Annotated in this window: 25 protein-coding genes; all 25 read right to left on the reverse strand. The window is 61.4% G+C overall.

Features of this window, described 5'->3' with window-relative positions:
- Window positions 1-6 precede the first annotated feature (6 nt).
- The 25 genes from ACESSC_RS04410 to ACESSC_RS04530 all read right to left on the reverse strand — a co-directional run bounded on the left by ACESSC_RS04410 (window position 7) and on the right by ACESSC_RS04530 (window position 21980).
- Complete coding sequence (locus ACESSC_RS04410; protein ID WP_373161418.1) at window positions 7-234, reverse strand: RDAC family protein; 228 nt, start codon at window positions 232-234, stop codon at window positions 7-9.
- Window positions 231-572 carry a phosphoribosyl-AMP cyclohydrolase gene (hisI, locus tag ACESSC_RS04415; protein WP_373161420.1) on the reverse strand — a complete coding sequence of 114 codons (342 nt, stop codon included), beginning with the start codon at window positions 570-572 and terminating at the stop codon, window positions 231-233. The genes ACESSC_RS04410 and hisI overlap by 4 nt, the downstream gene beginning before the upstream one ends.
- A gap of 148 nt (window positions 573-720) precedes the next feature.
- Window positions 721-1503: an imidazole glycerol phosphate synthase subunit HisF gene (gene hisF / locus ACESSC_RS04420; protein ID WP_373161423.1), complete on the reverse strand. Its 783-nt coding sequence runs from the start codon at window positions 1501-1503 to the stop codon at window positions 721-723.
- Between the two features lie 3 nt (window positions 1504-1506).
- Window positions 1507-2250, reverse strand: a complete 744-nt coding sequence (locus ACESSC_RS04425; protein WP_373161425.1) for a 1-(5-phosphoribosyl)-5-[(5-phosphoribosylamino)methylideneamino]imidazole-4-carboxamide isomerase — start codon at window positions 2248-2250, stop codon at window positions 1507-1509.
- Window positions 2247-2948, reverse strand: coding sequence for an imidazole glycerol phosphate synthase subunit HisH (hisH, locus tag ACESSC_RS04430; protein ID WP_373161428.1), 702 nt, complete (start codon window positions 2946-2948; stop codon window positions 2247-2249). Before hisH ends, ACESSC_RS04425 begins: the two co-directional genes overlap by 4 nt.
- 139 nt (window positions 2949-3087) lie before the next feature.
- A complete protein-coding gene (gene hisB, locus ACESSC_RS04435; protein WP_373161430.1) occupies window positions 3088-3675 on the reverse strand; it encodes an imidazoleglycerol-phosphate dehydratase HisB in 588 nt (195 codons plus the stop codon).
- On the reverse strand, window positions 3676-4791 hold the full coding sequence (gene hisC, locus ACESSC_RS04440) for a histidinol-phosphate transaminase (protein ID WP_373161433.1): 1116 nt from the start codon (window positions 4789-4791) through the stop codon (window positions 3676-3678).
- Between the two features lies 1 nt (window position 4792).
- The gene (hisD, locus tag ACESSC_RS04445) at window positions 4793-6229 is read right to left on the reverse strand and encodes a histidinol dehydrogenase (RefSeq protein WP_373161436.1); all 1437 of its coding nucleotides are present in this window, start codon (window positions 6227-6229) and stop codon (window positions 4793-4795) included.
- 102 nt (window positions 6230-6331) lie between these two features.
- Entirely contained in the window at window positions 6332-8047 is a 1716-nt protein-coding gene (hisG, locus tag ACESSC_RS04450) for an ATP phosphoribosyltransferase (protein WP_373161439.1), read from the reverse strand.
- Between the two features lie 169 nt (window positions 8048-8216).
- The gene (locus tag ACESSC_RS04455) at window positions 8217-9053 is read right to left on the reverse strand and encodes a sugar phosphate isomerase/epimerase family protein (RefSeq protein WP_373161441.1); all 837 of its coding nucleotides are present in this window, start codon (window positions 9051-9053) and stop codon (window positions 8217-8219) included.
- Window positions 9054-9136: 83 nt separating this feature from the next.
- Entirely contained in the window at window positions 9137-9973 is an 837-nt protein-coding gene (locus tag ACESSC_RS04460) for a PTS system mannose/fructose/sorbose family transporter subunit IID (RefSeq protein WP_373161443.1), read from the reverse strand.
- The gene (locus ACESSC_RS04465) at window positions 9963-10754 is read right to left on the reverse strand and encodes a PTS mannose/fructose/sorbose/N-acetylgalactosamine transporter subunit IIC (RefSeq protein WP_117757611.1); all 792 of its coding nucleotides are present in this window, start codon (window positions 10752-10754) and stop codon (window positions 9963-9965) included. The genes ACESSC_RS04460 and ACESSC_RS04465 overlap by 11 nt, the downstream gene beginning before the upstream one ends.
- 8 nt (window positions 10755-10762) lie before the next feature.
- Window positions 10763-11233 carry a PTS sugar transporter subunit IIB gene (locus ACESSC_RS04470; RefSeq protein WP_373161446.1) on the reverse strand — a complete coding sequence of 157 codons (471 nt, stop codon included), beginning with the start codon at window positions 11231-11233 and terminating at the stop codon, window positions 10763-10765.
- Window positions 11234-11249: 16 nt separating this feature from the next.
- Window positions 11250-11666: a PTS sugar transporter subunit IIA gene (locus ACESSC_RS04475; RefSeq protein ID WP_117637123.1), complete on the reverse strand. Its 417-nt coding sequence runs from the start codon at window positions 11664-11666 to the stop codon at window positions 11250-11252.
- A gap of 94 nt (window positions 11667-11760) precedes the next feature.
- Entirely contained in the window at window positions 11761-12822 is a 1062-nt protein-coding gene (locus ACESSC_RS04480) for an SIS domain-containing protein (protein WP_373161447.1), read from the reverse strand.
- Between the two features lie 176 nt (window positions 12823-12998).
- Window positions 12999-14207, reverse strand: coding sequence for an MFS transporter (locus ACESSC_RS04485; RefSeq protein WP_373161450.1), 1209 nt, complete (start codon window positions 14205-14207; stop codon window positions 12999-13001).
- 91 nt (window positions 14208-14298) lie between these two features.
- Complete coding sequence (locus ACESSC_RS04490) at window positions 14299-15132, reverse strand: PTS system mannose/fructose/sorbose family transporter subunit IID (protein ID WP_117638274.1); 834 nt, start codon at window positions 15130-15132, stop codon at window positions 14299-14301.
- On the reverse strand, window positions 15113-15886 hold the full coding sequence (locus ACESSC_RS04495) for a PTS mannose/fructose/sorbose/N-acetylgalactosamine transporter subunit IIC (RefSeq protein WP_195445971.1): 774 nt from the start codon (window positions 15884-15886) through the stop codon (window positions 15113-15115). Before ACESSC_RS04495 ends, ACESSC_RS04490 begins: the two co-directional genes overlap by 20 nt.
- Before the next feature lie 225 nt (window positions 15887-16111).
- Window positions 16112-17002 carry a DMT family transporter gene (locus ACESSC_RS04500; RefSeq protein WP_233540081.1) on the reverse strand — a complete coding sequence of 297 codons (891 nt, stop codon included), beginning with the start codon at window positions 17000-17002 and terminating at the stop codon, window positions 16112-16114.
- A gap of 88 nt (window positions 17003-17090) precedes the next feature.
- Complete coding sequence (locus ACESSC_RS04505; protein WP_117638274.1) at window positions 17091-17924, reverse strand: PTS system mannose/fructose/sorbose family transporter subunit IID; 834 nt, start codon at window positions 17922-17924, stop codon at window positions 17091-17093.
- The gene (locus tag ACESSC_RS04510; protein WP_373161454.1) at window positions 17905-18678 is read right to left on the reverse strand and encodes a PTS mannose/fructose/sorbose/N-acetylgalactosamine transporter subunit IIC; all 774 of its coding nucleotides are present in this window, start codon (window positions 18676-18678) and stop codon (window positions 17905-17907) included. The genes ACESSC_RS04505 and ACESSC_RS04510 overlap by 20 nt, the downstream gene beginning before the upstream one ends.
- Window positions 18679-18736: 58 nt before the next feature.
- Window positions 18737-19219, reverse strand: coding sequence for a PTS sugar transporter subunit IIB (locus ACESSC_RS04515; RefSeq protein WP_099432286.1), 483 nt, complete (start codon window positions 19217-19219; stop codon window positions 18737-18739).
- A 57-nt stretch (window positions 19220-19276) separates the two neighbouring features.
- On the reverse strand, window positions 19277-19696 hold the full coding sequence (locus ACESSC_RS04520) for a PTS sugar transporter subunit IIA (protein ID WP_373161456.1): 420 nt from the start codon (window positions 19694-19696) through the stop codon (window positions 19277-19279).
- Window positions 19697-19742: 46 nt separating this feature from the next.
- The gene (locus tag ACESSC_RS04525) at window positions 19743-20804 is read right to left on the reverse strand and encodes an SIS domain-containing protein (protein ID WP_373161458.1); all 1062 of its coding nucleotides are present in this window, start codon (window positions 20802-20804) and stop codon (window positions 19743-19745) included.
- 60 nt (window positions 20805-20864) lie between these two features.
- Entirely contained in the window at window positions 20865-21980 is a 1116-nt protein-coding gene (locus ACESSC_RS04530; RefSeq protein ID WP_373161460.1) for an SIS domain-containing protein, read from the reverse strand.
- Window positions 21981-22159: the final 179 nt, after the last annotated feature.

Raw genomic sequence — 22159 nt, forward strand, 5'->3', positions numbered from 1 at the left:
CTCTCGTTACTGCAGCGTAAAGTAGGTACCGGTCTCATCGAACCGAGGCTTTGCGCCCTTTTTCTCAAAGAACTCGACGACAACGGCATGGGCCTCATCGAGCCTTTCCTTCTCGGCCTCGAGCCAAAGCGACTGCGCCCCGCAGGCATCGGTCAGGTGCACGCGGCACGGCACGCCCGCGCGGAGGAGCTCGGCGTTGCAGTCGGCAACTTCGAACGGCGTCACGACCTTCATCGCGTTCCCCCTTCCACGCGCTTAAAGAAGCAGGTACGGTTGCCGGTATGGCAGGCAGGACCCGGCGAGTCGACCTTGACCAGCAGCGTATCGCTATCGCAGTCGGCCCAGAGCTCGCGGACCTCCTGCATGTTGCCGCTCGTCGCGCCCTTGTTCCAGAGCTCCTGGCGGCTGCGGCTCCAAAACCACGTGGTACCGGTCTTGAGCGTCAGTCCCACCGACTCCTCGTTCATCCAAGCAACCATAAGCACCTCGCCGGTGTCATATTGCTGAACCACACAAGGAATCAGCCCGCGGGCGTCATACGTAAGATCAGACGCTTCTATTACCTCAGTCATCATTTCTCCCAAGTCATAAACGAAACCCCACAGGTCGGCGAGGGTTGTCCAGGTGCCCGAGATTCCGAGCGACAAGCCCGACGACGCGTACTTTGGTACGCGAGGAGGGTTGGAGCCGGAAGGTCGGGTGCCTGGGCAAGCCGCAGCGTTAGAAGTCCAATCTCACAGGTATTCCCTGGCTAGCCATGTATTCTTTGACTTCGCGAATGCTGAAGGTTCCAAAGTGAAAGACGCTCGCCGCCAGCACAGCATCGGCCTCGCCCTCGATCACACCCTCGGCAAAATGCTCGAGCGTGCCCACGCCACCGCTCGCAATGACGGGGATTGGCACCGCGCGGGCCACAGCACGGATGAGCGCCAAGTCAAAACCGGCCTTGGTGCCGTCGCGATCCATACTGGTCAGCAGAATCTCGCCGGCGCCGCGACGAGCCGCTTCCTCGGCCCACGCCACCGCGTCGACACCCGTAGCGTTGCGGCCGCCCGCCGTAAAGACCTCCCACTTATCGGCGCCCGGTTCCCCGGGAAGCCCCACGCGCTTGGCATCGATCGCCACGACCACGGCCTGGCTGCCAAACGCCGCGGCAGCCTGGCTAATCAGCGACGGGTCGCGCACGGCCGCCGAGTTGAGCGACACCTTGTCGGCACCGGCTGCAACCATGGTGCGCATGCCCGGCAGGTCGCGAAAACCGCCGCCCACGGTATAGGGAATGGCCAGCTCCTCGGCCGCATGCGCCGCCATCTCGATAGTCGTCGCACGGTTGTCGCTTGTGGCGGTAATGTCTAAAAACACGACCTCGTCCGCACCCTCGCGGTCGTAGGCACGCGCCAGCTCCACCGGATCGCCGGCATCGCGCAGGCTCACAAAGTTGACGCCCTTGACCACACGGCCGTCCTTGACGTCTAGGCAGGGAATTACGCGTTTGGTAAGCATGGGCTACTCATCCCCTCGGGCGGCGGCCAGCGCCTGCGCCAGCGTAAAGTTGCCTTCGTAGAGCGCACGGCCGGTAATGGCGCCTTCAATCGCGCCCTCGCCCACCGCGGCCAGCGCGCGGATGTCGTCGAGCGTCGATATACCGCCCGAAGCCACAACGGGAAAGCCCGCGACCTGCGCCACATGGCGATACGCCACCACGTCGATGCCTGTCTGCATGCCATCGCGCGCGATGTCGGTGTACACCAGGTGCTTAAAGCCCAGCTCGGAAAGCTGCGCCACGGCATCGTCGAGCGCCACACCCGAGCCATCGCGCCAGCCGTTCACCTTGACCTGGCCGTCGCGTGCGGCAATATCGGCGACCAGCAGCTCGCCAAAGCCTTGGGCTGCCACCTCGGCAAAACCCGGCTCGGTCACCAGCACGGTGCCCAGCGCAATACGACGAGCACCATAGCCGGCCAGCTCGTCGATGCGTGCGAGCGAACGAACGCCGCCGCCCACGTCCACGGACAGACCGTCGACGCCGCAGATGGCCTTAATCGCCGCAGAGTTGGCAGCGCATGTGTCCTCGTCCTCACCAAAGGCAGCGGACAGGTCGACGACATGCACCCAGCTTGCGCCCTGCTCGGCAAACGAGCGGGCGACGGCCACGGGGTCATCGGAATATATCTTGCAGCGGTTGCGGTCGCCGCGCTCCAGGCGCACAACCTTGCCGCCGATCAGATCGATTGCGGGAAACAGGATCATCGGCCAACCTCCTCGACGATGCTCACGAAGTTCTTAAGAATGCGCTGACCCAGCGCAGAGGATTTCTCGGGATGGAACTGACAGCCCCACACGTTGCCATGGCGCACGATGCACGGAAAGCTCCGCGTATAGTGCGTGCGCGCCAGCACATCGGCGGCATCGGCGTCGTCGGCCACCGCGTAGCTGTGGGTGAAGTACATGTTGGCACCCTCGGCAAAGCCGGCAAGCAGCGGATCGGCCGCGCCAGCAGGCGTCATGTGCACCTGGTCCCAGCCCACGTGCGGCACCTTCAGGCGGCTCGACTCCAAGCGCGTGCACGAACCGCGCATAATGCCCAGGCCATCGACCCAGGGGCCGTCAGCCTGCTCGGGGGCGTTACCGTCGGCGACCACGCCCTCGTCCGCAGGCACGCCCTCGTTGCCGCGCTCAAAAAAAAGCTGAAGGCCCAGGCAGATGCCGAGCAGCGGAGTTCCGGCGGCGACGGCGTCGAGCACCGCGTCCGCCTCGCCGCTCTGGCGCATAAAGGCGATCGCGTCATAGAACGCGCCCACGCCCGGGATGACCAGACCGTCGGCGTTACGGATCTGCTCCGGATCGTCCGACGTGCAGGCGGCGGCACCGGCGCGGGCAAGCCCGCGCACGACGCTCGACAAGTTGCCCTTGTGGTAGTCGACTACCACGATCTTCGGTTCGCCCACGCGACCCTCCCTTTTCCTTCGTCCAAAACTTGCCAAAAAGAGACAGGTTTATTTTGGTCGGTTAAACGTTCACCCACTGCATGAGACACCATTTCCGCAGATAAAACCTGCCAAAATAAACCTGTCCCTTTTTGGCAGGTTACAGTGAGCCCTTGGTGCTGGGGATGCCCTGCACGCGGGGATCCAGCTCGCAGGCATGGCGCATCGTGCGGCCCACGGCCTTAAAGGCGGCCTCGATAATGTGATGCGAGTTGCCGCCCGCCAGCTCGCGCACGTGCAGCGTGAGCTTGGCATCGCGCGCAAAGGCATAGAAGAACTCGACGGCCAGCTCGGTATCAAAGCTGCCCACGCGCTCGGTTGGCACGGGCAGCTCGCAATAGGCCTGCCCGCGACCCGAGATATCCACGGCGGCCATCACGAGTGTCTCGTCCATGGCGATCGCCGCGTCGGCAAAGCGCGTAATACCCGCCTTGTCGCCCAGCGCCTGGCAAAACGCCTCGCCCAGCACAATGCCCGTGTCCTCGACGGTGTGGTGCGCGTCGACCTCGACGTCGCCCGCCGCGTGCACCGTCAGATCGAACAGACCATGGCGGCCAAAGGCGTTGAGCATGTGGTCGAAAAACGGCACGCCGGTCGAGATATCGCACACGCCGGATCCGTCCAGGTCGAGCTTTACGACAATGTCGGTCTCACCCGTCTTGCGGCACACCTCGGCATAACGGTCCATCTACATCTCCTCCTTCACCAGCGCGGCAAACGCAGCCAGCACCTCGTCGTTTTCCTGCGGGGTACCCACGGTAATGCGCAGACAGTCCGCGAGCCCCGGCGCGTAGCTAAAGTCGCGCACCAAAATCGAATACTCGTCGCGCAGACGCTCGCGCACGCGTCTGGCATGCGGCGTGCGCACGAGCACAAAGTTCGCCGCGCTCGGCCACGCCTCCACGGGCATGCCCTCGGCAGCCATTGCACGCAGGGCGCACAGCTCGCGCTCGCGCTCGGATGCAACCTGCGCCACCACGGGCGCGTACGCATCACGGGCACGCACGCAGGCAAGTGCTGCAGCCTGGCTCAGCACGTTGACCGAATAGATCTGGCGAATCGCCGCGAAGACGTCGACGACCTCGGGCGCCGCGATCACATAGCCCAGACGCGTGCCGGCGGCGCCAAACGCCTTGGACAGCGTATGCAAAATCACCAAGTTGGGGTGCTCGGCGATAAGGCCTTGCGCCGTGGTGGCCGCGCCAAACGAATCGTCGGCAAACTCCACGTAGGCCTCGTCGACCATCACCATGCCAGGGCACGCATCGCACAGCTCCGCGACAAAGTCGAGCGGCGCCACGTCGCCCGTGGGATTGTTGGGCGAGGTCACGATTGCCAGGTTGCACTCGGGTGCCGCCGCAAACACGGCAGCCTGGTCGAGCCTAAAGGTCGCCGGGTCGCGCCACACGTCGCGCACCTCGGTCTGGCAGAGCGACGCAAAGAACGCATACTCGCTAAAGCACGGTGGGCAGTTAAGCAGAGCCCTCCCCGCGCCGCCAAACGCCAGCAGATAGTTATAGAGCAGCTCGTCGCCGCCGTTTCCCACGCAAATATTCTCGCGCGTCACGCCATGCCAGGCGGCCAGCTCGTCGCGCAGATCGTTAGACATGGGATCGGGATAGCGGTTGAGCGGGGTGGCGGCAAGCGCCGCGTCGATCGCCTCGCGCACGCCGGCCGGCACGGGATAGGTGTTCTCGTTGGCCGAAAGGTTGATGCGCGTGGGCGTAAAGTTGGGATCGTAGGGCTCAATGCCGGCCAAGTAGGGCTGGACGAGCTCCTTCATACGAGGTGTCAGCTCGGCCATGTTAGGCCTCCCCACTGGTCACGTCAGCGCCATCCGCGCCCGCAGCCGCCAGGTCCACGCCCTCGGCAACCGTCGCCACGGCATCGCCCGGCCAGGCGACCTTGGTCAGGTCGGCCGCGGCCAGCGACTCGGCACTCACGGCATCCTCGCCCTGTTCCAGCACGCGGCGACGCAGGGCGGCGGAAAGCGCGTGCGCCCACAAGCCCTCGGCCGCGGCCAGGCGCTGCGTCGCGGGAGCGTCCGAGAGCAGGCCCTCGGGCGTATAGCAAATGACGCTCGAGCGCTTGACGAACTCTTCCACCGAAAGCGGGTTGGAGAACATGGCCGTGCCGCCGGTCGGCAGCGTGTGGTTGGGACCGGCAACGTAATCGCCAAGCGGCTCGGAGCTCCAAGCGCCCACAAAGATGGCGCCGGCGTTGCGAATGCCGCCAAGCAGGCCCATCGCATCCTTGCAGTGCAGCTCCAGGTGCTCGGGCGCCACGGTGTTCACCGCCTCGACGGCGGCAGCCATGTCGGCGGCCACCACGATGGTGCCCTCGTTATCGAGCGAGACGCGCGTGATCTCGGCACGCGGGGACTGCGCCACCAGGATATCGATGCCGGCCTCGACCTCGCGCGCAAACTGCTCGTCGCAGGTCACCAGATAGCAGGCCGCCAACGGATCGTGCTCGGCCTGGGCCATCAGGTCGGCCGCGACCACCATGGGCTTGGCCGTGGCATCGGCCAGCACGCAGACCTCGGACGGGCCGGCGACCATATCGATGCCCACGTCGCCCGAGACAATCTGCTTGGCAGCGGCAACAAAGGCGTTGCCCGGACCGGTGATCTTGTCGACGCGCGGAATGGTCTCGGTACCGTATGCCAGCGCGGCCACGGCCTGGGCGCCGCCCACCATATAGATTTCGTCCACGCCGCCGAGCTTGGCCGCCGCGAGCGTATAGGGGCTAATCAGGCCGTCCTTTTGCGGCGGGGTCACCATGACCACGCGTTTGACGCCGGCCACCTTGGCGGGAATGGCGTTCATGAGCACGGTGGAGGGGTACTGCGCACGACCGCCCGGCACGTAGATGCCGGCCGCAGCGAGCGGGGTCACCTTAACGCCGAGCATCGTACCGTCCGGGCGCGTGGTAAACCAGCTCTGCTCGACCTCGCGCTGGTGGAACTCGCGAATCTGGCGTGCAGCCTTCTCGAGCGCAGCGACAAAGGCCGGATCAAGGCCTTCGAGCGCGGCATCGATCTGCTCCTGCGGCAGACGGAAGCTCTGCAGCTCGACACCGTCAAAACGCTGACAGTAGTCGCGCACCGCGGCATCGCCATTAGCACGCACGCTGGCCACGATATCGCGGGCGGCGTCGACGATGTTTTGCGGCAGCACGCCCTTACGGTTGAGCTGGTTGGTAACGAGGCGCTCACCGGGAGCAAGCTTGATGGTCTTCATTTCGGTATCCCCTATCGGTCGAGGTAGTGTTCGAAAAACGAGAGGCCGGGCGGCGGCAGTCGGCCCGCAGCCCGTACGTTGGGGCGCCCGTGCGTGCTCGCGCTATTGTGCCGAGCCCGCAACGGGCTCAAAATGCTTGTCCTTCACGGCTGCCGCCAAGCGATCTGCCAGATTGCGTACGCGCGGATCCAGACGTGCGGCACCCGGATTGACAAAGAAGCGGGCCGTGCAGTCCATAATGCGACCAGTAATAACGAGGTCGTTATCGCGCAGCGTGGCGCCCGTGGCGGTAATATCCACGATGCGATCGGTCATGCCGACGATGGGACCCAGCTCAATGTTACCGTGCAGCGAGACGATATCGGCGTTCACACCGCGCTCGGCATACCAGGCGCTCGCGATGCGCGGATACTTGGTGGCCACGCGAAGCGACCCGCGACGGGCATAGTTGCGCTCGGCCTGGCCGGCGCGCCACGCGGGCTCCGCCTCAATGAAAGTGCACAGGCCGTAGCCCAGATCGACCAGCTGCAGCAGGTTGAGGTCTGCCTCGATAAGCGAGTCCCAACCGCAGATGCCGCAGTCGGCACCGCCACAGCCCACAAAGGCGGGCGCATCGCTGGGACGCACGATGACAAACTCGATATCGCCGACCGCGCCCTTACCGGCACGCGTGTCGCGGCCGCGCACGATCAGGTGACGGCCGGGGTCACGCAGCTCGGAGACGTCCAAGCCTGCAGCCTCGAGCACGTCGAGTGTGTCGGCTTTGAGCGAGCCCTTGGGCACGGCAATGCGCAGCGGGCCCTCGGTGCCACGGCCCACGGCGTGATCGCCGTCGGAAGCGGCATCCTCGGCCGAGGTGCGCGCGGCCTCCAGGCGCTCGAGCGAAAAGGCGAAGCCCGCCGCCGGCACCTCGATGCCGTCGCCAAATGCGCCGGTAAAGATGGAGTCGTATCGTCCGCCCGAGCCGACCGGATCGGGCAGGCCGCCGGCATAGGCCTTAAAGACCAGGCCCGTGTAGTAATCGAACGAGTTCATGATGGAGAAGTCGAACGACAGCACCTGGGCGTCCTCAGGAGCCAGACCCTCGACCAGGGCACGCAGCTCGCGCGTGAGCGGTGCGACAATGCCCGCCGCCGCCAGAAGCGCATCGACGCGGTCGAGTACCTCGGCGCCGCCGTGCAGGCGCGGCAGCTCGCTGATGGCGGCCTTGACGGCATCGGACTCGGCGCTTGCAGCCACGCGGGCATCGAGGCCCACAAAGTCGTTGGCGTGCACGCAGCGCAGGGCCTCGGCAGCCAGCTCGCGATCCTCGCACGCCGCAAGCAGCTCCTTAAAAGGACGCACGCTGCCTGCGATAATGCGCGCATCGGGAAGTGCCAGCTCGCGTACGGCCTCGGCAACGAGCGAGACAATCTCAACATCGCCCGCGGTATCTCCCGCACCGATGAGCTCAAAGCCCAACTGCGTAAACTGACGCGAGCCACCGGCATTGCGCTGACACTCGCGAACCACCGGCGCCTCGTAGCGAAGGCGCAGGGGCAGGTCGGCCGCGCGCATGCGGGTCGAAACCAAACGCACGATCGGCAGCGTGTTGTCGGGACGGACCACCAGCAGGCGACCGTCGTCATCAAAGAGCTTAAACGGCGTGTCCGCAATACGGCCGCCTTCCTCGAGCGAACCCTTGTCCTCGAGCAGCGGCGTCTCGACCGGAAGGTAATGATGCTCCCTGAAGCAGCCCTTCACCGTACATGCGATCTCCTCGCGCGCCTGAGCCTCCTCGGGCAATATGTCCCGGAATCCCCACGGTGTGGCCGTCATCTGGTGAGCCTCCTCATGCTGCGTTTCATATAGAACAGAAGACCGGCATAGCTCCGCCGGTCTTCTGGGTACTTTAGCATACTAGAGTGCTTGCGGGGAAAATCCGCCGCAGCCGCTCACACCGTATTCATCTGGAAACATAGGGTAGGTTGCCGCAGCCCGACCCCACCTAGGCGCCAATCGCACGACGATACTCTGCCATCACCTGCGCATCGGCAGCTGCGGGGTCGGCAAAATAGCGCCCGTCATAGGTCTCGGCCGAAACAACTCCGCGATAGCCGCGCGCCACCAGCCTATCCAGGTCGGCGCGCATATCGCGGTCGCCGTCACCCCAGGCAAGATGCGTCGTGCCATCTGCCGCAACATCGACAAAATGCACGTGGGCGACATCATCGCCAAGCAGATCGAAATAATCGTCGATGGTATCCCCCGCCACCGCCATAGCGCCCATATCCAGACACGCCTTAAGTGCCGGATGGTCAACCGCCTCAATCATGCGCTTCGTGTCGGCCGCCGAGTTCACGATTATCGACTCAACCGGTTGTAGAGCCTCGAGCACCAGTCGCACGCCGCGCGCTCCCGCACGCTCGGCAATCGCACGCAGCATCGAGGCGCTGCGACCCCACGCGTCCTCGATCGGCTCGTTCAAAAATGCCCAACCGCTCGAAACCATGACCTGCTCGGCTCCAAGTTCCGCCGCGATATCCACAACGTTCTTAAAGTACGCGAGCGTGCGGGCACGCGCTTCATTCCCGCGCGCCGCGATATTCCACGGCTTGGGGTTGTTCTGTTCGGGGCAAAGCCCCACAATCCGAACCCCATACCGCTGTGACAGCTCCCACACCTGCTCGAGCGAATCGTATCCATGGCAATCGACATACAGATGCATCGCCCCGGTCCAAAGCTCGCAACACGTGTAGCCCGAGGCCGCAGCCGAGGAAAAGAATTCCTCAAGGTCAAAATAACGATGGCTGATATTCATGACGGCAAGCTGCGGATACTCCATCTTGTCCACCTTTCGGCAAAAGGGCGCCGCAGCACAATGTGCGCGACGCCCCCTCTTGCATTGTTTTAATTATGACGGATGCCCTACTGAACACCAAGCACTCCAAAGAACGCGCCGGCGATACTCACGAGTAGGATCACGAGCATGATGAGCAGCGGATTCATCTTCTTCTTGAGCATGAGATAGACGATTCCAAACAGCCCCAACGTGACAAAGCCCGGGAAGATTCCGTTGAGCAGCTCGGCCAGCGTCTGAGCGCCATCGCCCGCACCGATCATGAGCGGAATGTCCACGGTGACCATCTCCATGGTCATAGCGCCGATCACCATGGCACCCATGATAGAGGCCATCTTGACGATCGTGTCCATAATGCCCGATTCCTGGACCTTGCTGATCATGTCCGAGCCAAAGCGATATCCCACAAACGTCAGCAGGTAACGGATGATGTAGTGGGGGACGTTGAACACGAGCAGGAACAAAATCGGGCCAAGAATAGAGCCCTGCAGCGCCAGCGACGTGCCGACACCCGTTGCCAAAATTCGCAGCGTGCCCCAGTAGAAGGCATCGCCCACGCCGGACAGCGGTCCCATCAAAGCAAGCTTGACATTAGAGATCGCGCTCGTGTCAAAGTTATCTTCGGTGGCGTTGACTTCTTCCATTGCGGCAGCAATGGACATGGGGAGCGTCGAGATGTACGGCGTGACGTTATAGAGCTCCATATGGCGCTTAAGGGCGGCCTTAAAGTCCGCATCCTGCGGATACAGCTTACGAAGGATCGGCATAAGGGCCCACATGAAGCCGATATGGCCCATACGCTCGTAGTTCCAGGAATGCTCATAGGGAATCGAGCGCCAGAACAGCTTCTTAAGGTCTGCGCGGGAAATCAGCCCGTCGTAAGAAGACTCAAACTTAAAACTCATCGAACCCACTCCCAATCGCAGGATCCTCGGTGGCCACTGCGGGCTGCTCCGCCTTTTTCTTGTCACCCAAAACCGTCATCGCGACAACGATGATCGCGGCAAAGATCGCCACGCCCGTCGTACTAATGCCAAAGTAGGCGACGAGAAAGAAACCAGCGAAGAAGAACGGAGCCACCGTTTTGTTCATAATCATCTGCGCCAGCATCGCAAAGCCGAGTGCGGGCAAGAAGGCGGCGGCAACATCCATGCCGGTCTGAACAAAATCGGGGATGATGTTGAGCAGGCTGGCAACGGCATCGGCGCCAAAGAAGAATGCCAGGGGAATGATCAGCAGGCCGCACCAGCTCTGCGCGTAACCGGCAATGAGCATGTTGCGCGTGATGGCCTTGGTGTCTCCGTCCTCGACGTTTTTGTCGATACGGTGCACCAGCAGCAGCATGACCGGCTGGCCCAGGGCCGTATCGAGCGCCAGGACGATCGTTGCGATGGGAATGCCCAGGGTCAGGGCCGCCGAAGCGTCCGCACCGGCCTGCATGGCAAGCGACACGCCCAGGATGGTACCGGAGATCGTATCGGGCGGGTTATACGCGCCGACCGAGATGGCGCCGACCATGGCAAGCTCCATCGTGGCGCCCATAATGGTGCCGGTCACTACGTCGCCCATGACAAGGCCGACCAACGGTCCGAGCACAATGGGGCGCTGGAGGTAACTCGTACCGGTCAGCCACTCGGAATAGCCCAAAAGGGCGATCAGAAAAATCAGAATTGTCTTGATAACCATGACAGCCCCTAACCGATGGCCTTTGCGGCGTCAGTTTTCGCATCTGCCGGAATCATCTGAATGAACAGCTCATAGCCCTCGCCGAGCAGATCCTTCACGTATGCCTCGTTCTCGGGTGTAAGAAACACGCTCGTCGAGACTTGGCGGGCATCCTCGCTAAAGGCCACATTGCCGAGGTTGATCTTCTTAACGCCCATCGCCTTGGCGACGGCGCCGGCCTGCTGAATCGTCTCGCAAACCACAAAGAGCTTGTACTTGTTGGTCACACCGCTCTGGAGCGCCTTGATGGCATCCTCGGTGTTTTTGACAACGACCTTGCAGCCCTCCGGCTTTGCAAGGGACAGGGCCTGCAGACGAAGCTTGTCGTTGAGGACCGTGTCGCTCACTAACAGGATGCAGTCGGCACCCAGAGCCGAGGTCCAGCTAACGGCAACCTGGCCGTGAAGCAGTCGATAGTCCACGCGAATCATCTGAATCATGATGTGCTCCTAACGATTAAAACTCATCGAGTTCGGCCTGCCCCAACAGGTCGTTGACGTACTTGACCTTGGTGTCGTCCGCCTCGACGATCTGGCGAATGGCCTCATCGATCGGGGTGGAGTCGGGCACGAACAGCAGCTGAATAAGGAGCGGCAGGTTCATATTGGTCACCAGGTGCGTGTTGGGGCGCGTCTGGACGATCTTGGTGAACTCGTTGTTGACGCTGCCGCCAAAGAGGTCGGTGCAAACGACGACCTCATCGTCCGCGGCAAAGCCGTCCAGAATCGCTGCGGCCTCCTTGACCAGGTCCTCGTTTCCGTCGACATACATAGACAGCGCATGGACGTTCTCGCGCTCGCCCGAGAGTAGCCCAATGCTCTCGACGATTCCGGACGCAAAATGAGCATGGGATGCAACGATAAACTGCCTCATTCGATTCCCCTTTCTTGCGAACTTCGGCATAAAAATGCCCGGACGCATGCGCCCGGGCAGGGTGCTTCTTGATCAGTAGCTAATTTGTCGCCGATTAGTAATCGAACTGGTGATAGTAGCGACGGTAGTTGAGGTTGTGCTTGGTGACCGTCTCGTAGTAAGCGGCAAGGCGATCGGTGATCAGCGAGGAGAGGATCCACGGAGACACGATGACGCGGAACTCGTCGTCAAGGCCGGGGATCGCGAACTCGGCGGTGTCGATGATGTTGATGTCGGTGTCGCCGGTCACGCCGCGGGTCAGGAACGCGCGGACGCGCTCGTCGAGCTTGCGGTTCTCGTCCTCGCCCATGAACAGGAACACGGGGACGCCCGGCTCCACGAGCTCGAGGGTGCCGTGGAAGAAGTCGGCCGAGGTGATGTATCGGGTGCGCTTCCACTGCATCTCCTCGAGGATGCACATCGAGAACAGGATCGTCTCGCCCCACAGGGCGCCGGAGCCGATGAACATGGTGTAGGGGGCCAGGGCGTACTTCTTGGCGAGCTCCTCGGCGCGCGGCTCGAAGCTCTTGCGGATGTCGACCAGGTGGGTCCAAACGTCCTTGGTCTGCTCGATGAACTTATCGAACTTGGGGAAGCAGCCGCGGCGGTTGAGCAGGCGCAGGCCGAAGCAGTCGGCGAGGTAGTAGCCCATCTCGCAGCCACCGTTACCATGATCGGAAGCCATCTTGACGCAATTCTCGGCGCCGACAGCCTGGCCGATGAGACCCTCGGGCTTGGTCATGGCGTAGACACGAATGCCCTTTTCCTTCATCTTCTTGACGGCCTCGAGGACCTCGGGGGTGGTGCCGGACTCGGAGGCGGTGAGCACGACGGACTTCTCGGTCATGCGCTTGTGGCCGGAGACGTTCCACTCGGCGGCGTGGATCAGGTAGACCTCGAGGTCGCGGTCGCCGAACTTGTTCATGAGGTACTCGAGCTGCATGAGCTCGTCCCAGGTGCCGCCGACGCCCATCAGGAACACGGCGTCGTAGCCCTCGTCGGCGACCTTGTCGGCGAGCGCGGTCATCTTCTTGCCGGCCTCGTAGACGTTCTTGCCGTCCTCGATGTAGCCCTCCTGGCTAAAGTGCATGATCTCGATCTTCTCGGTTTCCTTCATGGCTTTTCCTTTCTGTCTTGCACGCGAATCTATACATCGCGTTTCTTTTCGATACCAATTATAGACATACACCTAACGTATTTTTAATACCACTTTTCAATCTGTTCCAATCCTCGGTGAACGGTCGAAATTCTCTGGTGAGTGGTATTAAATTACAATTTGATGTATAGCTAACGCTACTGGTGCCTCCCTTGCGTGACAAAGAACAGCGTTCCTACCAGCGCAATAATGGTCGATGCCCCAAACAGCACCGCCTGGACACCCAAAGCCTCCGCCAAAAACGGAGCCGCCAGCAGCGGCACCACGCCGGCGCTCATCAGGCCAAAACGCACAAAGCCGGTAATACGCCCCAGGTATTTGATGTCGGCACGCTCCTGAATCAAAATCATCTGCAGCGGTTCCAGGAACCCCCAGGCCAGACCGTTAATCGCCTGACCGATAATCGCGACCCCCAGCATATCGGTGCCCACGTACACCATGGACCCAATGCCCACGGCCATGAGCGCGCCGAGCAGCAATCGCAGGTTGACGTGGCGAGCAGAAAGCTTGGTCAGGATGAACGCGCCCACCGAGGAAGTAAGGCCCACGACCGAGGACAGCCAGCCCAGCCAGACGATATCCACGTTGAGCACATCGCGATAGAACAACGACTCCAGCGAATCGAACGCGCCAAACGCAAAGAAACCCAAAAAGCCCGAGATAAAGATGAGACGCAGGTCGTGGTCGCGAAACGTCAGTCGCGCACCCTCGGCCATGCCGCCCAGAATACCTCCCTTCGGCTTCTCCCCTTTTGGGGGAGCAACACGCTCGTGACAGCCCAAGGAGAGCACGGCCGCCACACCCATCATGCCCGCCATGAGCAGATAGACCGATTGCGTGGCAAAACAGCTCACGATGGCACCACCGAGCAGCGGGCCAGCGGTATAGGCGATATTGCTGTAAAACACCATGAGACCATTCACGCGGGTACGGCCCTCGGTGGTCGACTCTAGATATCCCGGAAACGCATGCGTGCAGGTGTTGATAAAGCCGCCCGCAAGTCCCAAGACGCACGCGGCAAACACAAGCCCGGGGACAGACAACGGCGCCAACCCCACGCCAAGCGAAAGCACCGCCGTAATCACGCACGTCACAAACGACGTCCGACGCGGCCCAAAGCGGTCGATGACCGATCCCGACACCATATTGCCCACCGACGTCATAAGATTGCGCATGAGCGTAATGGCGGCAACCAAAAAGGCCGTGCCGGCCAGATCATACGTGGCCGCACCGATAAGCCCCAAAAAGTAGACCGCGTTGTTGGCGCACCACTGCAGGGACTCAATAAGAATCAGCCTGACCTCTGCCGGCGTCAGGCGCATTGCTTCGCGATCCTTCGCGAACATACGAACTCCTTCTATACAAAAAGGGGATGGAGGGCATAGACCTGCTCCATCCCCTTTCCAGGTTGCAATGAAAATCTATGCAGCCGGGCCCTTACGCCAGCACGCCGAAGAACGCGCCGACGATGCCCACGACCATGGTGGCCACGATCAGCACCATGGGGTTGATCTTCTTGGACAGCAGCCAGTAGTACAGCCAGAAGGCGAGCATGCCGAGCATGCCGGGCATGATGCCGTCCAGGATGTCCTGGAGGGTCTGGGCGTCCTCGCCCGAGCCGATGGCCACCGGGATGCTGGCCCAGAACATGTCCTTGCACATGGCGCCCACGACCATGACGCCCACGATTCCCACGCAGGTCATGATCTTCTGCATGAGGCCGGTCCTCTGGGCCTCGTCCAGGAAGCCCACGCCCAGCTCGTAGCCCTTGACGGCGCCCCAGACGCGCAGCGCGAAGCCGGGGACGTTGTAGATGAGCAGGAAGGCGATGGGGCCGAAGGGGTTGCCGGCCTGGCACAGGCTGATGCCCACCGCGGCGGCGACCACGCGCAGCGTCGACAGGAAGATGGAGTCGCCGATGCCGGACAGCGGGCCCATGAGGGCGGCCTTGACGTCGTTGACGCTCTCGGGCTCGATCTCGCCGCGGGCGACCTTCTCCTCCATGGCCATCGCGATGCCGCCGACGAACGGGGCGAACTGCACGGTGATGTTGAAGAACGCGCAGTGGCGGTGCAGGGCCTCGGCGTAGTCGTCGGGGCGGCCGGCGTAGATCTTCTTGAGCATGTTGGCGACCATCAGGCAGAAGGCGATGTTCATCTGCTTGTAGTAGGTCCAGGAGAACTCCATGCCCAGGGCGCCGGTGTTGAGGGCGCTCTTGACGAGGTCGGAGCGCGTGATCTTGTTCTCGGGACTAGAAGTCATCGTCCTCATCCCCTTCCGCGGAGAGCTGGGGCTGGGCTCCGCCCAGGCCGAGCAGGTCGAACTTGTCGATGCCGATGATGATGGCGATCAGGGCGACGCCCAGGACGGGCACGTTGGCGTAGGAGCACAGCAGGAAGCCCAGGAAGTAGAAGGGCACGAGCTGCTTGGTGAGCACCAGGCGGCCGAGCATGGCGAAGCCCATGGCCGGCAGGATGTTGGCGGCCACGCCGCAACCGTCGATGATGAAGGGCGGGATGAAGTCGAGCAGACCCTGGATGGCGTCGGAGCCCAGATAGAAGGCGCCGCCGCACAGCAAGAAGTACTCAACGCAGCCCCAAATTCCAATTCCCCAATGAACGGCATAGATGCCTTTGAGGTTTCCCTTGAGGGCAAACTTGTCTGCCATATCGACAAACACAGGGAACAAAGCATTGGTAATATTGCCGATCGTCAGCGAAAGGACGGCGATGGGCATGGCGAGCGCGATGGCCGTCTCGGTACCCTGGCCGAGCTGGATGGCAAACGCGCAGGCGAGCACGCCGCCGACGGTTTCGTTAGGCGGCACGTAAGCGCCGATGGAGATCGAGCCCATGAACAGCAGCTCAAGGCTTGCACCTACGGCAAGACCAGTCTGCAGGTCCCCCAGCACCAGGCCCACGAGCGGGCACAGGACGATGGGACGGAACGCGTAGAGGGTGCCGAGCTGGTAGTCGAGGCATCCAAACGCTCCGACTAAGCCAACGAGGATTGCTTGGACAAGCATAATTCCTCCCAATAAGGAATATCGAACCGTCGTCACTCCCGTCGCGCGCGTTGTTGATATCAATTCCGGGAGTTCGATCACACGGCTCGAAGCGTACCTGGTGTGCTGCTAACACCCATGCCAGGTACAAATGATTTGATACCAATTATAGGTATGCAGGTTCTTACTATTTAATACCACTCGCCCAGCGGGGTATTTTTTACCGTAAACGGCAAACGCATCCCATCAGGCATGTTCCTTGTTTCGATGGCGGACAAGCGCCACCAGAAAGCCATCGCCAAAGGCATCAGATGCCAAGTTGGCTACAATCACCAAAACGATAATCGCCGCGCCCAAAAACTCGTTCCAGCGAAAGACCTCGCCAAAGAGGAGCGCCGACCAGCAGGGAGCGAGCACGACCTCACTCATGCAGACCAAGTTGGCCGCAAACGCGTTAGTGCGCGCAATCCCCTTGGCATACAGCACGCTCGCAAGGCCACTGCAAAAAAGGCCATGCACCAGCATGAGCCCCCACTCAAATGGTCTCACGGAGTCTAGGGTGCCGGCAAAATAGACGATCGGCAGCATCGAGATACCGCAGGAGATGAGCGAGGACACCATGGGCGACGCATCGGGGCGAGAGTTCAAAAAGAAACACAGCCCAAAGGTGGCGCCCGAAATGACGGCAAGCAGGTTGCCGAGCATGCCCTCGGCACTCAAATCACCTAAAAAGAAAAGTCCCATACCCGTAAAAGCAACCACCACGGAGGCAATCTTCGCAGGCGAGGGCAACGTGTGTGTTGCGAGCGATTGATACACGATAACGAAAATCATCGAGGTGTACTGCAGGACGATTGCGTTACCGACCGTCGTGAGCTGGTTGGCAAAGTTAAACGTGGTGCCTGTCACAAAGTTGCAGACGGCCACAAGGACAATAAGACGGCTGACGCGGAGGACAGGCCTGCCGACGAGCAGGATAAAGAGCGCCATAAATATTGCCGTGACGGCACCGATCAAAAGAGCTGACTGCGAATTGGCGTGAACGAGGATGCCGATAAAGCTCCACAAGAGCGCCGTGCCAAATAGATACATCGCCCCGCTCACGCCATTATCGGGTGGATTGTCAGATCGAATCACGAAGCACCTCCAGCTAGCTTTCGATAATAAAAAACGGCGACCGCAACGGGTCGCCGTTTCCCTTGGGGGCAGATAATAGGCCGGGCCCTTACGCCAGCACGCCGAAGAACGCGCCGACGATGCCCACGACCATGGTGGCCACGATCAGCACCATGGGGTTGATCTTCTTGGACAGCAGCCAGTAGTACAGCCAGAAGGCGAGCATGCCGAGCATGCCGGGCATGATGCCGTCCAGGATGTCCTGGAGGGTCTGGGCGTCCTCGCCCGAGCCGATGGCCACCGGGATGCTGGCCCAGAACATGTCCTTGCACATGGCGCCCACGACCATGACGCCCACGATTCCCACGCAGGTCATGATCTTCTGCATGAGGCCGGTCCTCTGGGCCTCGTCCAGGAAGCCCACGCCCAGCTCGTAGCCCTTGACGGCGCCCCAGACGCGCAGCGCGAAGCCGGGGACGTTGTAGATGAGCAGGAAGGCGATGGGGCCGAAGGGGTTGCCGGCCTGGCACAGGCTGATGCCCACCGCGGCGGCGACCACGCGCAGCGTCGACAGGAAGATGGAGTCGCCGATGCCGGACAGCGGGCCCATGAGGGCGGCCTTGACGTCGTTGACGCTCTCGGGCTCGATCTCGCCGCGGGCGACCTTCTCCTCCATGGCCATCGCGATGCCGCCGACGAACGGGGCGAACTGCACGGTGATGTTGAAGAACGCGCAGTGGCGGTGCAGGGCCTCGGCGTAGTCGTCGGGGCGGCCGGCGTAGATCTTCTTGAGCATGTTGGCGACCATCAGGCAGAAGGCGATGTTCATCTGCTTGTAGTAGGTCCAGGAGAACTCCATGCCCAGGGCGCCGGTGTTGAGGGCGCTCTTGACGAGGTCGGAGCGCGTGATCTTGTTCTCGGGACTAGAAGTCATCGTCCTCATCCCCTTCCGCGGAGAGCTGGGGCTGGGCTCCGCCCAGGCCGAGCAGGTCGAACTTGTCGATGCCGATGATGATGGCGATCAGGGCGACGCCCAGGACGGGCACGTTGGCGTAGGAGCACAGCAGGAAGCCCAGGAAGTAGAAGGGCACGAGCTGCTTGGTGAGCACCAGGCGGCCGAGCATGGCGAAGCCCATGGCCGGCAGGATGTTGGCGGCCACGCCAAAGCCAGCAAGGACAAAGGGCGGGATGAAGTCGAGCATACCCTGGATGGCGTCAGCACCCAGATAGAACGACAGCGAGCACAGCAGGAACGCCATGATGACACCGGTGGAACCGATCAGGAAGTGCATCGCATAGACACCCTTAAGGTTGCCCTGGCCGGAGAAGACATCAGCGCGGTCAACCAGGATCGGCAGGGCGGCGTTGAGGATGTTCTTGATGGCAAGGCACAGCGTTGCGATGGGCATGGCAAGCGCGATGGCTGCCTCGGTGCTCTGGCCCAGCTGGATAGCGAAGGCACAGGCAAGCACGCCGCCGATCGTCTCATCGGGCGGTACGTAGGCGCCGATGGAGATCGAGCCCATGAACAGCAGCTCAAGGCTCGCACCGATCGCGAGACCAGACTGCAGGTCCCCCAGGACCAGGCCCACGAGCGGGCACAGGACGATGGGACGGAACGCATAGAGCGTACCGAGCTGGCAGTCGAACTTACCAAATGCGGCGATAAGTCCGATGAGGATTGCTTGGGTAAGCATACATCCCCCTTTCCATATAGGACACTACGAAGAGCTCAGACTCTTCGAATTTAAACGCCTAGAGCACGCTGGCGCAGTCAACCTTGGGGTCATCGGCCAGGGGTCGAATCTCGACCTCAACGCCACGATCCAGCATCTCGCGCACATCGGCTTCCTCGGCCGCGGTCAGGAAGATCTGACGAGAGACCTGACGAGCGTCGGGACGCTTCTCGTCCTTGGGCTTGGTGTTGCCCAGGTTGACCGACTTGATCTGCGGGCAGCCCTCAACAAGCTGCTTTGCCTCAGCGATAGTGGCGACGCAGATGATCATCTTGTACTTGTCGGTCACGCCCGAGTTGATAGCTTCGATTGCATGCTCCATGTCCTTGATGACGAGCTTGCAGCCGGCAGGCTTGCCCATCTTGAGCGTCGTCTTCCACACCGGGTCGTTGGCGACCTTATCACCCACGCAAAAAATGCAGTTGGAGCCAAGGCCCTGAACCCAGGAAACTGCGACCTGGCCATGAAGCAGGCGATGGTCAACGCGAAGTAGCTGAATCATAATGTGACCCCCCAAAGGTCTTGCGCCGTCTTACGGCATGTCAATAGGCGCTGCGGATTAGAACTCTTCTTCCTCGTCGTTATCGACCAGCAGGTCGTTGACAAACTTCACGCGCGTATCGTCCGCAGCGACGATGGCGCGAATCGTCTCCTCAACCGGCGCCGACTCGTCAGAAAACAGCAGCTGGATGAGCAGAGGAAGGTTCATGTTGGTAACGAGGTACGTGCGGGGACGCGTCTGGACGATCTTGGTGAACTCATTGTTGACGCTGCCGCCAAAGAGGTCGGTGCAGACAACGACATCATCGTCAGCAGACATGCCCGCCAGCAGTTTTTGGGCCTCCTCGGCCACGTCCATGCGGTCCTCGACGAACATCGAAAGATCGTGGACGTTGTCGCGAGCACCCGAGAGCAGCTCGACGCTCTCCTTGATGCCGGTAGCGAAGTGCGCATGGCTGGCGATGATGTACTGTCTCATTCTGTGTTCCTCTCAATAGCCCGGCACGTTCCCGCACCCGTTTTCTTTAGTAGTCGAACTGGTGATAGTAGCGACGATACTTGAGGTTGTGCTTGGTGACCGTCTCGTAGTAGCGAGCCAGGCGGTCGGTCACGAGCACCGTCAGAATCCACGGGGAGACGATGACGCGGAACTCGTCGTCAAGGCCGGGGATCGCGAACTCGGCGGTGTCGATGATGTTGATGTCGGTGTCGCCGGTCACGCCGCGGGTCAGGAACGCGCGGACGCGCTCGTCGAGCTTGCGGTTCTCGTCCTCGCCCATGAACAGGAAGACCGGGACGCCCGGCTCCACGAGCTCGAGGGTGCCGTGGAAGAAGTCGGCCGAGGTGATGTAGCGGGTGCGCTTCCACTGCATCTCCTCGAGGATGCACATCGAGAACAGGATCGTCTCGCCCCACAGGGCGCCGGAGCCGATGAACATGGTGTAGGGGGCCAGGGCGTACTTCTTGGCGAGCTCCTCGGCGCGCGGCTCGAAGCGCTTGCGGATGTCGAGCATGTCCTTCCAGATGTCCTTGGTCTGCTCGATAAACAGATCGAACTTGGGGAAGCAGCCGCGGCGGTTGAGCAGGCGCAGGCCGAAGCAGTCGGCGAGGTAGTAGCCCTTCTCGCAGCCGCCCGAACCATGGTCAGAAGCCATGGCGACGCAGTTCTCGGCGCCCACAGCCTGGCCGATGGGGCCCTCGGGCTTGGTCATGGCGTAGACGCGCACGCCCATGTCCTTCATCTTCTTGACGGCCTCGAGGACCTCGGGGGTGGTGCCGGACTCGGAGGCGGTGAGCACGACGGACTTCTCGGTCATGCGCTTGTGGCCGGAGACGTTCCACTCGGCGGCGTGGATCAGGTAGACCTCGAGGTCGCGGTCGCCGAACTTGTTCATGAGGTACTCGAGCTGCATGAGCTCGTCCCAGGTGCCGCCGACGCCCATCAGGAACACGGCGTCGTAGCCCTCGTCGGCGACCTTGTCGGCGAGCGCGGTCATCTTCTTGCCGGTCTCGTAGAGCGCCTTGCCGTCTTCGAGGTAGCCCTCCTGGTCGAAATGCATGATCTCGATCTTCTCGGTTTCCTTCATTTGTCTCTCCTTTCTGGGGTTGTCTCCACACCCCCCATGCCAACGGGCATCAAAACCCGCTTACATCCCGTAACACTCAGCCGCTTTGGCCTTAAGCGCATTGACTGACTCTTCGTAGCCCTCTGCCTTGACCTCCATTTGCTTGGAGACGGCATCGAGATACGGGTGCACGTCCCATGACTTCAGACGCTCGGCGATTATGGCCGCAATCGTCTGGAAGAACACAAGATTGGGAATTGCGCTGAGCAGCGGAGCCACCTGAGGTACCGCAACCTCGTGAGCCCTACCCCTGGGATGGGCCGTGAGCAGCACCGTATTTGCCGTAACGTTCGATAGCGCATCGGCGATATTCGCAAGACGCTCCGACCCTTGTGGATCGTCGACGATAAACACCAGATAACCCGGAACGATCTGCATCTCGGGACCGTGGACGAACTCCTCGCCCTCGTGATGCATGGCAGGAATCTTGATGGTCTCGCTCAGCTTGAGGGCCGCCTCTTCGGCAACGCCATAGTTGGGGCCGTTGCCGACGACCATGGCGGGCATGTGCTCAGAAAGCTCGAGCATGCGGTCTTGGACATATGCCTCGGCGGTCTTGCACATCACAGCATTGGCATGGATAGCCTCGCGCAGGTCGTCTAAACGCTGGGCAACACCCTTGGCGTCAATCGTTCCGCGCGCCTGACCGCCGTAAATACCAAAGAGCGCCAGGTACTCAACGAGAACCTCGACGCCCAGCGTCACAAAGTCCACCGACTCGACGCCCACACCGTAGTCAAGAACGATGTCAGCGTGCTCCTTGATGGGTGCCTCGACGTTTGCCGTGAGCGCAACTGCAGCCATATCGTGTGCGCGCATGTAATCAAGAGCCGCGATCGTATTGGTCGAATAGCCGCTCTGCGAAACGGCAATGTTGAGCGCATGCTGCGGATAGGTGTGTTCAAAATCGACGAAGGCCTCGGGCGTCACAACGGACACCTGCATCTGCAGCGCATCTTGCAGGTAATCGCGAGCGCAATCGGCGGCATGGCGCGACGAGCCCGAAGCAACGATGCGCAGCGCGTTAAAAGAACCGGACTGGAAAATATCAACGAGCTGCGCTACCAGCTCAGACGAACGCTCGAGGTTCTCTCCCATACGCACATGGGCAAGCTGAACGTAATCGAACATCTTCATCGTCTCACCTCGTAACAAATCATTAGTATTGGATACCAATCACAGTTACAGGTTACGGCTTTTTGATACCTCTTTGTCGATTAATTTATCCCCATCGGCGAACGGTCGATTTTGAGCCATGTAAGGTTGTATATGCAGTCTGCTCAACGAATCAAAATTCCGTCAGCTTTTCAGCCCGT

Source organism: Collinsella aerofaciens (assembly GCF_964243765.1).
GTDB classification, from domain to species: Bacteria; Actinomycetota; Coriobacteriia; order Coriobacteriales; family Coriobacteriaceae; genus Collinsella; species Collinsella aerofaciens_BU.